Source organism: Microbispora sp. NPDC049125, from assembly GCF_040802045.1.
Classification (GTDB): domain Bacteria; phylum Actinomycetota; class Actinomycetes; order Streptosporangiales; family Streptosporangiaceae; genus Microbispora.
In genome coordinates this window covers 12,402-26,775 of sequence record NZ_JBEZDW010000002.1, presented here as the reverse complement: position 1 = coordinate 26,775, position 14,374 = coordinate 12,402, and the positions used below count along the sequence as shown (strand labels likewise).

Annotated in this window: 11 protein-coding genes and 1 pseudogene; 5 read left to right on the top strand and 7 right to left on the bottom strand. The window is 63.2% G+C overall.

What is annotated here, in order from left to right:
• A complete protein-coding gene (locus AB0B72_RS02490; protein ID WP_367736501.1) occupies positions 1–2,634 on the top strand; it encodes a tetratricopeptide repeat protein in 2,634 nt (877 codons plus the stop codon).
• 34 nt (positions 2,635–2,668) lie between these two features.
• On the opposite strand, the pseudogene AB0B72_RS02485 reads toward AB0B72_RS02490, so the two are convergent.
• The 5 genes and pseudogenes from AB0B72_RS02485 to AB0B72_RS02465 form a co-directional block, all read right to left on the bottom strand.
• Positions 2,669–2,889: pseudogene (locus tag AB0B72_RS02485) on the bottom strand (IS3 family transposase); the annotation flags it as partial.
• A gap of 396 nt (positions 2,890–3,285) precedes the next feature.
• Entirely contained in the window at positions 3,286–3,402 is a 117-nt protein-coding gene (locus AB0B72_RS02480; protein WP_367736829.1) for a hypothetical protein, read from the bottom strand.
• A 1,387-nt stretch (positions 3,403–4,789) separates the two neighbouring features.
• Entirely contained in the window at positions 4,790–5,443 is a 654-nt protein-coding gene (locus AB0B72_RS02475) for an HAD family hydrolase (RefSeq protein WP_367736500.1), read from the bottom strand.
• A gap of 59 nt (positions 5,444–5,502) precedes the next feature.
• The gene (locus tag AB0B72_RS02470) at positions 5,503–5,910 is read right to left on the bottom strand and encodes a very short patch repair endonuclease (RefSeq protein WP_367736499.1); all 408 of its coding nucleotides are present in this window, start codon (positions 5,908–5,910) and stop codon (positions 5,503–5,505) included.
• A gap of 196 nt (positions 5,911–6,106) precedes the next feature.
• Positions 6,107–6,448, bottom strand: coding sequence for a nucleoside triphosphate pyrophosphohydrolase (locus tag AB0B72_RS02465; RefSeq protein WP_367736498.1), 342 nt, complete (start codon positions 6,446–6,448; stop codon positions 6,107–6,109).
• A gap of 29 nt (positions 6,449–6,477) precedes the next feature.
• Here AB0B72_RS02465 and AB0B72_RS02460 point away from each other — a divergent pair, with 29 nt between their 5' ends.
• The 3 genes from AB0B72_RS02460 (at position 6,478) to AB0B72_RS02450 (ending at position 10,315) form a co-directional block, all read left to right on the top strand.
• Positions 6,478–7,512: an HNH endonuclease gene (locus AB0B72_RS02460; RefSeq protein WP_367736497.1), complete on the top strand. Its 1,035-nt coding sequence runs from the start codon at positions 6,478–6,480 to the stop codon at positions 7,510–7,512.
• Between the two features lie 551 nt (positions 7,513–8,063).
• Positions 8,064–8,732: a hypothetical protein gene (locus tag AB0B72_RS02455; RefSeq protein ID WP_367736496.1), complete on the top strand. Its 669-nt coding sequence runs from the start codon at positions 8,064–8,066 to the stop codon at positions 8,730–8,732.
• A gap of 386 nt (positions 8,733–9,118) precedes the next feature.
• Positions 9,119–10,315 carry an HNH endonuclease gene (locus AB0B72_RS02450; RefSeq protein WP_367736495.1) on the top strand — a complete coding sequence of 399 codons (1,197 nt, stop codon included), beginning with the start codon at positions 9,119–9,121 and terminating at the stop codon, positions 10,313–10,315.
• 506 nt (positions 10,316–10,821) lie between these two features.
• Here AB0B72_RS02450 and AB0B72_RS02445 read toward each other — a convergent pair.
• The gene (locus tag AB0B72_RS02445) at positions 10,822–11,199 is read right to left on the bottom strand and encodes an HAD family hydrolase (protein WP_367736494.1); all 378 of its coding nucleotides are present in this window, start codon (positions 11,197–11,199) and stop codon (positions 10,822–10,824) included.
• Positions 11,200–11,509: 310 nt separating this feature from the next.
• A complete protein-coding gene (locus AB0B72_RS02440; RefSeq protein ID WP_367736493.1) occupies positions 11,510–11,773 on the bottom strand; it encodes a hypothetical protein in 264 nt (87 codons plus the stop codon).
• Positions 11,774–12,570: 797 nt separating this feature from the next.
• On the opposite strand from AB0B72_RS02440, the gene AB0B72_RS02435 reads away from it, so the two are divergent.
• Complete coding sequence (locus AB0B72_RS02435) at positions 12,571–13,296, top strand: DUF6338 family protein (RefSeq protein WP_367736492.1); 726 nt, start codon at positions 12,571–12,573, stop codon at positions 13,294–13,296.
• The last annotated feature ends 1,078 nt before the right edge of the window (positions 13,297–14,374 follow it).

Genomic DNA, 14,374 nt, shown 5'->3' with positions numbered 1-14,374 from the left:
ATGTCGCCGAGTCTTGCAGCCTTGTCGCACGTTCATGCTGGCCGGGACATCACGATCCAGCATTTCCAGGCCGCCTCCGCGGCGGAGGCCAGGTCGGCGGTGCGGGTGGTGGGCTCGATACCCCAGCGGGCACTCGGCTTTCAACCCCGAGCGGCGCAGGCCACGCTGGCTGCGGATCGAACGGTAGGCCGCACCGCGGGACCCCAATCGGCCTGGGTCGTTTCCGGTATGGGTGGAGTCGGGAAGACCCAGCTGGCCGCTGCGGTCGCGCGGAACCTGCTGGCCACCCATGCGGTGGACCTGCTGGTGTGGGTTCCAGCATCGACTCGGGCCGGGATCATCACCAGCTATGCGGCTGCGGCCGCTTCCGTCGGGGTTGGCGCTGAAGATCCCGAACAGGCCGGTGTCAGGTTTGTCGGCTGGCTGGCAGAGACCTGCCACCGGTGGGCGATCATGTTAGACGATGTGTCCGTCCCGGAGCACCTGCGGGGGCTGTGGCCTCCCGAGCACCTGACCGGCACAACGATTGTGACCACCCGGCGGCGGGACGCCACGCTGCTGGCCAACCGCGAGTTGATCGACGTCGATGTCTTCACCAAGGTCGAGGCCCGCGCTTACCTCACCGAGCGGCTCCCCGAGCAACTGGCGGATGACATCGACGGGATCGCCGCTGATCTGGGTTTTCTACCCTTGGCGCTGAGTCATGCCGCGGCCCACCTGATCGACCTTGAGCTTCCGTGCTCGAGTTATCGAGAACAGTTCGCCAACCGCAAACGCCGGCTTAACAAGCTGTTCCCCACAGCCACTGCGCTCTTCGACGACAGCCCGGCCGCGACGGTCGCCACCACGTGGTCGATGTCGATCGAGCAGGCCGACAGAAACCTGCCGACCGGTATGGCTGGGCCACTGCTGGAACTCGCGAGTCTGCTGGACCCTAACGGCATTCCCAATGCGGTGTTCAACACGGCCGCTGCCCGCGACTACCGCACCAAACCAGCAGATCCTCTGGCGCAGGGTGATGAGCCTGCGGCCGGCATCGATGACGAATTGGACGACACTGATATCCGCGCGGGATTAGCCAACTTGCGACGGTTCAGCCTCGTCGCTACGGCCGGGTCGGTCGTGCGAGTGCACGCCTTGGTACAGCGTGTTGTCCGAGAGTCACTACAGCACCAACGGGCCGGTCGAGCAGTCCACGCCGCGGCAGACGCTCTGCTACAGACCTGGCCCGACATTGAACGCGACTCGACGTTTGGCGCGCTGCTACGGGCTAACGCTGCTGCGCTGGCCAGCTGTCCGGAGGCCGAGTACCTCTGGAATACCGATGGCGTCCATCCGATCCTATTCCGGATGATCGTCAGCCTGGGAGATGCCGGCCTCGTCCGCGCCGCTGCCGACGCGGCGGACCAGTTGCACCTGCACAACCATGAGCGCCTCGGACCGGACCACGCAGCCACACTGGCAGCCCGCAGCCACCTGGCACGCTGGCGAGGAAAAGCGGGGGATGTGGCGGGCGCTTTCGCCGCCAACGAGCAACTACTCGCTGATCAACTACGGATCCTGGGCGCCGACCACCCCGATATCTTCACCACACGCCGCGAGGTCGCATGGTGGCGTGGTGAGGCCGGCGATCCGGCCGGTGCGGCCGAGGCAACCGCAGGACTGCTCCCCGAGGCTTTGAAGGTGCTCGGCCCGGACCACCCTGAAACCCTCACGATTCGCTTCTTAGTGGCGTATTGGCAGGGCGAGGCAGGCGATGCGACCGGCGCCGCAGCCGCTCTGGAGGAGGTCCTCGCCGACCGGCTACGAGTGCTAGGCCCCGACCACCCTGACACTTTCGGCACCCGCGGCACCCTTGCCTACTGGCGAGGCGAGTGCGGCGACCCTGCCGGTGCCGCGACCGCAACCCAGCAGCTCCTTGCCGACCGGCTACGGATCCTTGGCCCCGAGCATTCACGGACCCTCGCCACCCGGTATAACCTCGCGGTCTGGCAGGGCGAGGCTGGCGACCCGGCTGGCGCCGCGAAGGCTTTCGAAGGGCTACTCGAGGACGAGATGCGCATCCTTGGCCCCGACCACCCAGACACGCTCACCACTCGCTACATCCTCGCGCTCTGGCAAGGCGAGGCTGGCGACCCTGCCGGTGCCGCGACCGCGATCGCGGAAGTCCTCGCGGATGTGCTTCGGGTACTCGGCCCCAACCACCCCGACACGTTGGCCACACGGCACGGTCTCGCGGTCTGGCGAGGCGAGGCTGGCGACCCGGCCGGTGCGGCGACCGCGCTTGGCGAGCTGCTTAGCGACTACTTCCGACTCCTCGGCCCCGACCACCTCGACACGTTGGCCACACGGCACGGTCTCGCGGTCTGGCGAGGCGAGGCTGGCGACCCGGCCGGTGCGGCGACCGCGCTTGGCGAGCTGCTTAGCGACTGCCTCCGACTCCTCGGCCCCGACCATCCGGACACTGTGGCCGCCCGCAGCACGCTCAGCTACTGGCTGAGTGTCACCCGCGATCCAGCAGCGGCGGAGACCACGACCAGTCAGCGGCCCGCCGAGATGCCTCAGAGGCCCGGAATTCCCGGCGCGCTAGCCAAACCCGGGTTAAGTCACTGGCGGAGGCGGACATGCAAGTGAGTTCGTCGGCCGACCTCGTCAGCCACAAGCCACAGATCCGAGCGGCGAGCTCGGCGTCCGCGGCCGCGCGGGCCGCCCGCGCGGCCGCAGCCGCCCGCCAGCGGTAGAACCCTGAGCGGGAAACGGAAAGGACCCGACACAGTCGCTTCACGCCGAAGGCGCTGGCATGGTCGGCGACGAACTGGAAGCGACTCACCAGTTGGTCTCCCCGGCGAGGTACTTGGCTGCCCGGCGCAGGATGTCGCGCTCCGGCTGTTCCTGCTGGCTCAAGGTCCTGACACGGGGAAGGCATTGGGAAGGATCACCCGAAGTCAGCGGGTAAGGGCCGGACACAGCTGGACACCGGCAACTGATCGCGAACACGAGAAAGCCCAGATCATCGACTGATGACCTGGGCTTTCGTTTGGCGCGGCCGGGAGGACTCGAACCCCCAACCTTCTGATCCGTAGCCAGATTGGTGATGTCCACCGGCGTCCACGTCCGACACGAGCACCTGCTCAGAAGAGGTGTCCGGGCTCAGCGATTCCACACTTGTCCACGGTCGTCCAGGGCTGTCGTTAGCAGCGCCGTTAGCAAGCTCACTCGTCGGGATACTCCTCAGGGTGAGGGAGACGGACATGGGGAAGGTCCTGCCGACGACTCGCACCGAACTCAGCGAAGTTCCGCCACCCCCTGCGTAAGGCTAAGCTCGAAGTCCGGGCCGCCGTGCACTTCGTCGGCGTCATGGTCGTCCTGTCCATCGTCTTCCCAGAAACAAACTGGATAAATCTCGTACCGCCTCGCACGTTAAGAGCGAGGAAACCGCAGCAAGGGCATGGATACGGCTTGTCCCTTGGGGCGGTGCACGCTCAAGAACTCCGCTTGGAGACCGTAACGTCCGCGATCAGCAGCCTCAAGGCGTTGACGGCTGACCGCCTCATCGCACGGATGACAGGCTGCTCACCGTTCGCTCCTCGCCCGGTGGGATCGTAGATTCAGGCCGGCCAAAGACGGGGTTGCAATCCAATGGAACGATGTCCGTCGTGCGCCCTAGGCTCGCTCTATGGTTAAAACTTTGGGCGACTATGAGGGAGGCCGACGCACGCTGCTGATGAAGGCTCCACAGCGTTTGGCCATCTTCGACACTTCGGCCCTAACCAGCGATGTAGTGGCCGCACTGCACAGGGGCCAGCCGTCATCGTGGGTCATGGGCATGCGCTCGGGGACCATCCGCGGATTCATCCCCGCCTATGTCTGGGCTGAGGTGCCCCGCGTCCTGAGCGACCGCCACCGGGAAGGAGGAGATTTCAATCTGGCTGCGGCTGAAGGTTTGTGGTGGTCGGATTATGTGCCGCTGCTGTACGTCGTACCTACGACCTACTTGCCTATGACACCGCCGGCTGAAGTCCTGGCACGTGAGGACAATTCTGACGTCGGAGCATTGGTCTTGGCTGGCGTACTGGCACCGGTCGCCCTGATTGCTTCCGACCGTGACCTGCTCCGTAGTGGACTCGCCCATCTGGAGTGGAGGCAGGTGCGGGCTGCGGTTGGCCACGTCAGAACAGCGGAAACGCTGGCGGATGGCTCCGTCACGCTTCTCGGTGTCTCCCTACAAGGAAGCGCCTGGGCCGCGGGCCAACTTGTGCGATTGACGCGGACTTCACCGGCAACGGCCGCGCTGGGCCTAGCCACCGTGGTTGGCGCCATGGTCCTTTACCGCCGGCACCATCCGTCTGCTGGCCATAGTGGGATCTTGGCGCTGCGCCGGCTCGCAACCGATTTGGCGGCCGCATTGGAGGTAGTGGCGAGAGGCCACCGTGAAGGAGAGGCAATCTGGGTGAGCGCCGAGCGCGGCACGACTGGCTCCACTGCACTGCATCAGGTAGCCAGAGTCATCGCCTGTGCACCGGAGCCGGTTACCCGTTCCCAAGTGCTGGAGTCTCTGGGCTGGCGGCGCACCCGCGGTCGGACACAACAGATGGCGGGACTTGAGCGGCTGCTGCGTGCTTACCCGATGTTCGTCGAAATCGCCCCTGGACGGTGGCAGGTGGGTCGGGCTGGCGCGAACTTCGGGCTTCCTGCAAGGCGTCACTTCGTCCTGGCACCTCCCAGTACTGGAAAAGCATCTGAGCCAGATGCCTCCTAAAGAACGCCCGGGCTTGACGAGATCAGGCATTCATGAAGCCTCACCGTGCAGGATCTCCATCGCCTGGAGCACATCAGTAACAACGTGGTCAGCGTCTTGCCAATGGTCGGGCCGTGCGCCTCGGTCGATCCAAATCGTATGAAGCCCGACCGCGCGTCCCCCAGCGATGTCGGCGACTAGGTCGTCGCCGATCATCCAGCCTCCAGCGTCAAGATTCGCACCGCATCGCTGGGCGGCGATCTCGAACAGTCCGCGGTCTGGCTTGCGCAGCCCATCTACACCAGAGAGCGCATAGGCGTCGACGGTGTTAGCCAACCCCGTCCGCTGGATCTTTCCAAGCTGGTTGTCTGCGGTCCCATTGGTGACGATCGCCACCTTCCAACCGGACGCGCGCAGTCGCGCTAACCCGTCCATGACCTCATGTCGGCAGCGGACGAGGTACGGCATGCGCTTCCGGTAGCGGCCCCACAGCTCCTCGACCGACTCGGAAAGGTCGAAGTGCTCGCGAACCTGAGCGAAGAACACCTCTCGATGCGGGTAGCCGGCCCGGTCCAGCGCAATCAACCATTCAACAGCCTCGAAGTCAAGACCGCGATCGTCTGCGAACTCCGCAGCCCACACCTGGAAAGCTTCGTCCAGGTTGACGAGGGTGTTGTCCAAGTCAAAGAGCGCGAGCCGCTGCACAGCTTGCATCCTACGAGCAGCACAAAGCCTCCGAGGGAGATCGTGACGAAGTCAGTTAACTACTCATTCCGACGACGTGTAGTCGCGGCCAAACCTTGTGATCTCCGGTTGGTCACCTCTCGGGCGACCTTCGCCGCGGCCTCTCGAGCGTCCTCGTGCTCCCAAACACGTATCGACAGCCAACCCGCCAAAGTAAGCAGTCTGTTGGTCTCCACGTCACGCTCACAGGTGCGCCTGACCTTCTCGACCCAGTACTCGGGATTGGTGGCCGCCGCGGAGTAATGCAACGGGCAGCGATGCCAGAAGCAGCCATCAACGAAGACAGCAACTTTCGCCCTGGTGAAGACCATGTCGGCTGTTCGTCGCAACGAGGGTAAGGGGCGCGCTGAAACTCGACAACGGAGGCCCAGCGCGTGAGCGGCCTTTCGCAAAGCGATCCCTGGGCTAGTGTCCCGCGCTCTGTTCAACGTGGACGAGCCATCCCCCCACCTCAGCTGCCACGCTCAGCGCAGCACCCACCTTCTGCACGATGTCGTTAAGCACCAGGCAGCCACCCATCAACCATGTCCAACGGCAGCGCACACCTAGGCCACGCGGGCGGCACGGCTGCCACGTACTTCCTCTGGACTTCAGCCAACCCTGTCTGTTGACCATTGACACGACTCACGGAGTTGATAGCACCTCTTCAAGCCACAGTCGGCGGCTGAAGCTGCCCCGCTTGGCCCGCTTGTGGCATACCGCCTCCTGGACCTGCTCGTCGGAGAATCCGAGTGTCGTGACGAGGGCCGCAAGGACCTCGGAGATGTCAGCCAGTTCCCCAAGGCGATCAGCGGGCTCGGCTTCGCGCAGCTCTTCAGCCTCTTCGATAAGCTTCGCCATCAGTGCGGGGACCAGCTCCGACTCACCAAGGACGCGCACCTTGGCCGTCCGGCCGTCGGCCTCGATAATCTCCGGGATCCGATTACGAACCAGCTTGCCGTAGATGATCTTCTGTTCCTGGCTCAAATGTCGCCCTCCTGGCGCATACTGCGCGTGTGGATTACCGACGCGGCGTGGTTACTGGTGAGAGCGTATGGCGTGCCATCGTGTTGTACGGCGCCAACTCGGCCACCTACAAGTTCGCCTTTGGGGCGACACTGCTAGATGTCGCCGCCTCCGGCCGTGACCATGTCGCGCTCGATGAGCTGGCGCCGCGGTACGCGGAACTGCTCTGTCAGGCCCTTCAGCGCCAACCCCGGCAGGGCACCGCGCCCCGCAGCAAGTTCCTGGACGCCTGCCGCGCGTTCAACGCCGGCGAACTTGACCGTGACGCGCTGCACAGGCGCACCGTCCAGTTCGGCTTCAACAACGTCATCGACGCATTCCCCCAGCTCGGTGGGGACCAGGCACCGGTGCGCTACTACGAAGACCGGCGCAAGAAGTCCGCCGCTCCAGGCCTGGTGCTGCGCGATGAACTCCTCGAACTCGCCCGATCGGTACACGCCCAGGACCTTGACGCCGAAATCGCTGCGCGCTGGCGGCTGGTGGAGACGGCGTGGGCGACCGGCATATCCGACGCAGTACTCGCCCCCGCGCTGGTCTACGACCGTGACACGGAATGCCTGGTACTTCAGACCAAGCAGCGGCGCAAGAGCGTCACTGGCGTTGTTGTCGTCCTCAACGGATACCAAGACGGCCGCTGTGCCTACTGCAATCGGGCCATCGCGCAGGGCACGAAAACCAGGCCCATCGTTGAACACGTGTTGCCCTACAGGCTGCGCACCCGCCATTGGGTCGGACCCGACGTCGATGCCATCTGGAATCTGGTTCTGTCATGCGAGCCCTGTAACCAGGCGAAGGGGGGTCGACCACCGCACGAGACCTGGATGCCCTGGCTCGAACAGCGTAACAACGACCTCATCGAATCACGTCATCCGCTGCGCGAAATACTCATGGCCCAAACAGGCGCAACTACCGTCGTTCGGCATTCCACCCTCAAGCTCGCCTATCAGAGGGCGACAGAACTCCTCCCGGTAGTTTGGACACCTAGGATTGAGAAGGGAATCGACGTATGGCGTATTGGTGGGTGAACCAGCAGCGTTCGTTTCGGCAGGAGTTGGAAGCGGGGATTCTCTGGGCGCCTATCCGGGACCGAGCGGGGAGACGTCAGTCACACTGGGAGACCATGACTGCGGTAAGTCTAGGTGACACTATTATTCATTACGCATCTCGAGTGACCGCGCTTAGCCTGGTGACGGCCGCGGCCGTTCCTTCTCGTCGCCCTCACGAGTTACCGGATGGCCTCTGGGATGAGGATGGGAGACTCATACGTGCCTCCTACCGGGAAGCATCGGAGCCAGCCACATTAAGGGAAATCCCCGAGGCATGGCGTACCGGCCATTCGCCAAACGGGCCCTTCAAGAATGACGGTGGCGTCAAACAAGGGTACTTGTTTCCCGTAGACGACTCCTTCGCCGTGCAATTCATGAACCGGTTTGCTACCCGGTTTCCCGTTAGTCCCATCGCACTACCTGCTGAGGCGAGCGACAGCGCTACGGAGCTGCTACGACGGCTACTTGGTCAAGACATTTTGACACTTCAAGGACGGCATAATCGAATCCTCGACGTAAAACCTCCACACGTGCTCGTCGCGACGGACCGCTCCCCAAGCGGGCAGCAGGTGCCGATTGCTGACGTGGAAGCTGCGCTTGAAACTCTCCGCACTGAAGGCCGCGTGGTAATTAATCCCGACAAGATCGGTTACCGCAGTGCTTTCATTGGAGCAGTGCTGCTCACTCTTCCGGAAGTTGCGTCACTAGGCGGAACACCACCCATCATCGCCGTGCGTCCTCTTGATGCAGCTGATGCGTCGGCCGAACATAGAGAGACCTTCAGCTATGAAGGTGATCTAAGCCGACCGGTAACTACAGCACAGCGCGGCGAACAGTCCATCTTACGCCGGCTTCTATTCGGCTCAGCCAAGGCCGCAGCGTGCGCTATCTGTGGTGAGATGTATCCCGTCCGCTTCCTGGTTGCCGCACACATCAAGATGCGAAGCCTCTGCAGCGACGAGGAGCGTCGGGACCTGGCTAACGTTGCGATGCCTGCGTGTCAGTTTGGATGTGACGCGCTCTTTGAAACCGGCTACATATCCGTCAACAAGGACGGGCGGGTTGTGGTCGCCGACTCAGAGGCTGTCGGATTACTTGCGGATCGCCTTGCGCGTCTCGCCGGACGGCCATGCCTCACGTTTTCGGAAAACAACGAGCACTATTTCGAATGGCATCACTCCACACGATTCCGTAAATGATCACTTTCGTCCTGCATTTTGGAGTGTCCGGCGCCCTCGACTCTTCATAGATAGTGAGCAGATGAACCTCGATTTTCGTGCGTCCGCGCCTATGTCCTCGTTCCCGCAGCAACCTGCGGTCGGGTGGACTCTTGCTCTAAGGGAGTCCGACACTGATGCGCCTGGTTGAGTGGGGGATACCCGCGGGATTCGACATTCCGATCTACGGCGGGGGCATCGACACCTGGCCAGACAACCCGGGGAAAGGATCCGGCTTCGACCGCTGGCCTATGACTCCCCTTGGTCTAGCTACTACAGCCCAGCTCGCCCAGCGGGGTCTGCGCCCACGGAACGCACTCCGGCCAGACGCACTGCAGATCGGACCGGCGTTGCTGGACGGGGCACCTGTGCCCATCAACTGGGCCGCTTTACGTGGACGGCGCGGGAGATTCGACTGGGAGAGGGAGCAGGAGTGGTGGTACGAGATCGTCGGGCCACTTACGGGTGACCAGTTCGGCTTCACTTACCCATGCACATCCCTGTATGCGGAGGTGCATGCGCAGCCCTTAACTCAACCCCCTTCGCCGGATGAGCAGGTCGAGGATCGTAGGGAGGCGGCGGGGTGGGCGGACTCGGTGCTCAACGACCCGCGCACGCTCATCCTGGAGATGAGCACCGTCGGGAACTTCGATGTGACTGACCCACTCGAGCGAGCGGCGCTGTGCGAGATCGCTATCTGCACTACCAGGGGCAAGCTGCTGATGGACACGCTTGTCTGCCCCACCTGGGGAAATCTTCCCACCGAGGAACTGATCGCCCTCGGCCTGGATCCCCACGCCGTAGCGGTCGCGCCTACCTTCCGTCAACTTCGGAGAGAGATCAAAACTTTACTTGCCGACCACCGTGTGGTGTCCTTCGGCCGCAGTCGCGCCTACAGTGTGCTCTTCTGTGAACTCGAGTACGACCGCGGGGGTGACTGCCTCGAAGACGGCGCCCTGGCGATCGAACACGTTGACATACTCGGCGATCTGGGTAAATCCATATTCGAGTGCGCACAACTCGCCTATTCGTGCTACCTCGGTCAGTGGAACGCCGACCAGCGCCGCTACTCGCTGTGCGAGCACCCAGCTCCGGTCGCATCGGCAGCAAAGCGGTCTGCGGCGGTCTTGGAACTGCTCCGAGTCATGGCGGCCCAGGCACCAGATCGGTACCTGGACCTATGCCAGATCGCAGAGGAGGCTGAGCGCTCTGGACGCAGCCTCCGCCGGATCGAAACGCAGGGGGAACGGCGGATCCGGCTGGCACGGGCACGTGACGCCGTTCTCAACCGTGCGGGCACGCGATGCGAGAATCCATCCTGCCCCGATTCCGGCTACTTGCAGGATGTCAGTGACAAAGGGGAGCCACTGCTGCAGGTTCATCACATCGAAGAGCACGCTCAAAATGGCCGGGATCACCCGGACACCATGATCGCGCTATGCGCCAACTGTCACGAACGGGTGACCCGCGGGCGAACCCGGAAGCAGCTAAACGAGATCTTCCGCACCGCGGCACTCGCGAGACACCAAAAGTATGTGAGCGAACTCTCCAAAACGACCAGGTGATGAAGATCGCAGCGAAGACACCACCCAAGCGCCTCGCCCCCCTATGCCCGCAAACCGGCTGTCGCGCGGGCGCCTACCGCCGGCGACCTGATGGCCAGCGGTAATCGAAACCGTAATCTCCTGATTCGTAGTGAGAGGCGGTATCCAGGTCGGCGAGCTTGCGCCCTGGTCGGATGGTAGATGCGGGAAGGTGGGGTGTGAGTGCGTAAGGCGGTGTTGCTGTACGGCGCTGTGTACAGGACTCCCTGTGGGCAGCGTCGCCCCCCCGAGTTAGCGCTCGCTATGCAGAATCTCCATTGCCTGGAGCACGTCCGTGACAACATGGTCGGTCCCGTGCTCCTGGTGCTGCGACATCCCCCGGTCGCCCAGACCTTACGGAGGCCGGCGGCCCGTCCCCCGCCGATGTCCTTGAGGGGTGGTCCCCGACCATCCATCCCCCACCAGCCTGCCAGACACCCGGGCTTACAGGTACCTTCGATCCCAGAGAGCGCGTAAGCGCCGACGGCCTAGACCAGTCCTATCCGCTGGTTCTTGCCAAGCTGTTTGTCCGCCGTCCCGTTGGTAACGATGGCCATCTTCCGGCCGGACACGCGAAGGCGGGACAGCCCTTCCGTCACCCCCGGCCGACAGCGGACGAGGTACGGCATGCGCTTCCGGTAGCGGCTCCACAACTCCTCGACCGACTCGAACAAGGCGAGGTGCTCGCGAACCTTGGCGAAAAACACGTCACGATGCGGGCAGCCAGCCTGGTCCAGCGGGACCACCCAGTCAACCGCCTCGCATCCCATGCCATGCTCATCGGCAAACTCCGCAGCCCACACCACAAAGGCTTCGTTCAGGTTCATGACGGTGTTGTCCAGATCGAATAGCGCGAGCCGCTGCACGTCGCGACTTCAAGCGTCCTGGCTTTGACCACACAACAGTCCGTGTTGATCAGAAACCGGGCCTTAACTCCTGCGATGCGCACCAATCGGACGTGACTACGAGGTGCTCAACTTAGTGCTTTGCATCCGCTTGCCGTCCTGGTCGTTCGCCGGCGTTTCCTAGACTTGCAGCGGTTGTCACTCGGCTGGTCACTCGCGGAGAATCTGGCGGCTCGGCGGCGTGACCAGCACGGAGAGGCGTCAGCGGAAATGGGCTGTTGGCCTGCGCCTGGTCTGGCATCCCCACTTCTGTGGAAGCAACCGCAGTCCGTTACTCGGTACGGGTGTTGCTGCCTGCGGACTTCCGGCGCTTATGAGCCGCTTCTCGGCACTGGCAGGCCTGCTGCTTACCGGACGTCGCGGCGAACTTCGCAATCATTGCGACGCCGAGAAACATGACGAGATGGGTAGACGTGCTGGCATCGGACTTGGCCATCTGTGGAAACCAGATGAAGATCCATGCAGCTGTGGCAAAAACCGCAGCTCCAGGGCCCTGGTCAACCAGCGAGTCCAGGGTACGCTCGAGGTGTCTCATCTTTCTCCGTAGGACTAGATGAACATTCGGGCGGCTCTCGTCTCCACCGGGGCCGCCCCTCCATGTCAAGAGTCCCGTAGGCGATCCAGAGGACTGTCATCAAAGTGTTGACGTTCTACTGGGGATACGCTGGTATGGAGGCATGATGAACAAGCGTCTAGAGCGGCTCCTGCTGGCGCGGTCCGGCCTCGCTATGTCCCTTTCTTCGAGTTTCAATGCGATAGCAGATCCCTGCTCGCCAGCGGCGAACAATCCTCGCTATTGGCCAATGGCTAATCTCAGCGAAGAAGTTCGAACTGTTGAGGCTTTATCATGTGCGTTATTCACGTATAGCGGCATGTCATGGGACGCTCTCGCGGCACGTTACGGGGTTTCTCGCCAAGCGCTACATCGGCGACTGGGGGCACTTGCCGATCAGGCTGTTGATCGAGCGGAGGCATACCCTGAGCATTATCGTCACGCGCTGCAATTTAGTCAGTCAGTTCTTGAGGACCGCGTTCCCCACATATCCGATTCTCTGCAGACTGAGCTATCTCGGGCGGTCGAGGTTTGGGGCAACCGACGTAAGGCTCCGCGGTGGTGGCACGGCCCTTCGTCCGAGTGGTGGGCCGGCTCTTAGTCGAGCATCGCCGCATAGGACTGGGACAGTGTGTCTGTCCTGATCTGACGTCTGCCGTCAATGCATCGCGAAGCGGCAGACCGGGCGCTGAGGGCGCGGTTGCTCGGCCGGCACCACTTACTGGACGCTGCGTATGTAGCGTGTCAGTGTTCAATCCCGTCGCAAGGAGTGATCAGTAATGCCCACCACCTTCACGGGACTGCTGCTGTTCGTCGTGCTTCTGCTTCCGGGGTTCGCCTATCTGGTGGTTCGGGAGCGCGTGAGTACCGAGCGGCGGCTGTCGCCGTTCCGAGAGACGGGCGTCATAGCTTTCGTCAGCGTGATCGCCGAGCTAGCCGTGCTGGGCGTGTTCGCCCTCATGCGCGTCCTTGCGGCCGAATGGACACCTGACATTGGACGTCTCATTCGGGACGGACCTGCCTACGTCAGGACTCATTACGCCTCGCTGGGGCTTTGGGGCGTCGGGCTCCTACTGATCGCGGTGCTCGCTGCCGCAGCTGCAGGTCGTTGGCTCCTCCGGCAACCGCACTCCTCGACAGTTTCTGCCTGGTGGCAAATGTTCGAGATCTGGCACCCAGGCCTTGATAGGCATGTGGTATGCCTGCTGGACGACGGATCCTCCGTTGAGGGCTATCTCACCTCCTTCAACAGGTCAGCCGAGGACACTCCCGACCGCGATCTCATACTGGAAGGACCACTGAAGCACAGGCTGCCAAACGAGGCGGAGCCCGTTGACTATCCTGCCAGTGTCGCCTGTATCTCAGCTCGCCGAATTGTCACGTTGTTTGTCACCTATGTGAGCATCCGTCAACGCGATCTTCCTAACGCTATTTCTCCTTCTCCGTCTTCGGAACACGAGACGGCGGGGGCGAGTCCTTCGGCGGTGGAGGTCGCTCCGACGTAGTTTTCTGCCCTTTCTCCTCCCAGCCAGGCCCCTTCGGGTCTTTGCTGTATTCGTACGCCATACCAAACTCCTGATCTTCCACAAGCAGGGGGACACCGCTAACCGTACTCGGGTGTCAACCAGACAGCGAAGGTTTCTGGTACTCCCACAAGATCGGCATTACGTCGAAGCGTGGAGGTCATCGCTAGGCCTTGACGGCATTGGGCGTGAGCCGTACAGCTCAGCGGCCTGTGGCTGGTGACCGCACCCATGGTGGGCTTGTTGTCAAAGCGAAGATGATGCAAGGTCGAACCCACCGCTGGCTTCGAGGGAGCCAGCGTCTCGCCGCTTCAACAGCGGCCACCAGGTGGTCATCTCCTCGTCGGGCAGGCGCAGCCATGCCGGGCCGGACGCCTGGGGTCAAGCCGTCGTTCGCGTGTACATGCCTCCCGGCGACTTTCCTCGCCTGCTGGTTGCCCTGCCCGCACTCGACGGCTTGACCTTGGGCGGCCGGTCTGGCATCCCTCCGGGGTGGCCGACGAGGAGGTGACCGCCCCTCACCCGCACCCTTTTCCGCCCCATCTCCGAGGAGGGCCGGGGGCGCAGGGGGCGGAGCCCCTTGCGGCTCTTCCGTCTAAGTGCCTCGGCGCGCTGGACTGTGTCGCCCTGGTAGTCATGCTGGCCGCGGTGGTGGGCTTGGACCGTCCGACGTTCCGCCTTGGTGGCTTGGAGCGCGCGGGCGGCGCCGGCCGGGACCGGCCGAAGAGCCGCAGCCCGGCCGGCTGGCCGACCAGCGCGCGACGCGGGCCGCCGTAGGCGGGCCGCTTCAAAGACGTAGAGAAAGTCCTCATCCGGCACCGGCTGGATGGCGTGTCCTGCTTCGGCTGATGCTTGACACTGCAGCCTCGGTTGATGGTTGTCCCGATCAACCAGTAGGCGTGCCGGGTGTGCGACTTGCGGCAGATCCGGGCACTCCGTCATGGCCTTGCGACAGGATCCGGAGCACTCTGATGACCGCAAGCCGCAAACGCGAGGTACCTCTTTGGGTTCCCAAATCCGAGACGGGGTGGCGCACGCTCATCGGCACGAGGGCGGTGGA

Bases quoted from the DNA above. Each gene is read 5' to 3' on its own strand.
- AB0B72_RS02490 (WP_367736501.1), top strand. From the start codon at position 1: ATGTCGCCGAGTCTTGCAGCCTTGTCGCACGTTCATGCTGGCCGGGAC.
- AB0B72_RS02440 (WP_367736493.1), bottom strand. From the start codon at position 11,773: ATGAGACACCTCGAGCGTACCCTGGACTCGCTGGTTGACCAGGGCCCT.
- AB0B72_RS02435 (WP_367736492.1), top strand. From the start codon at position 12,571: ATGCCCACCACCTTCACGGGACTGCTGCTGTTCGTCGTGCTTCTGCTT.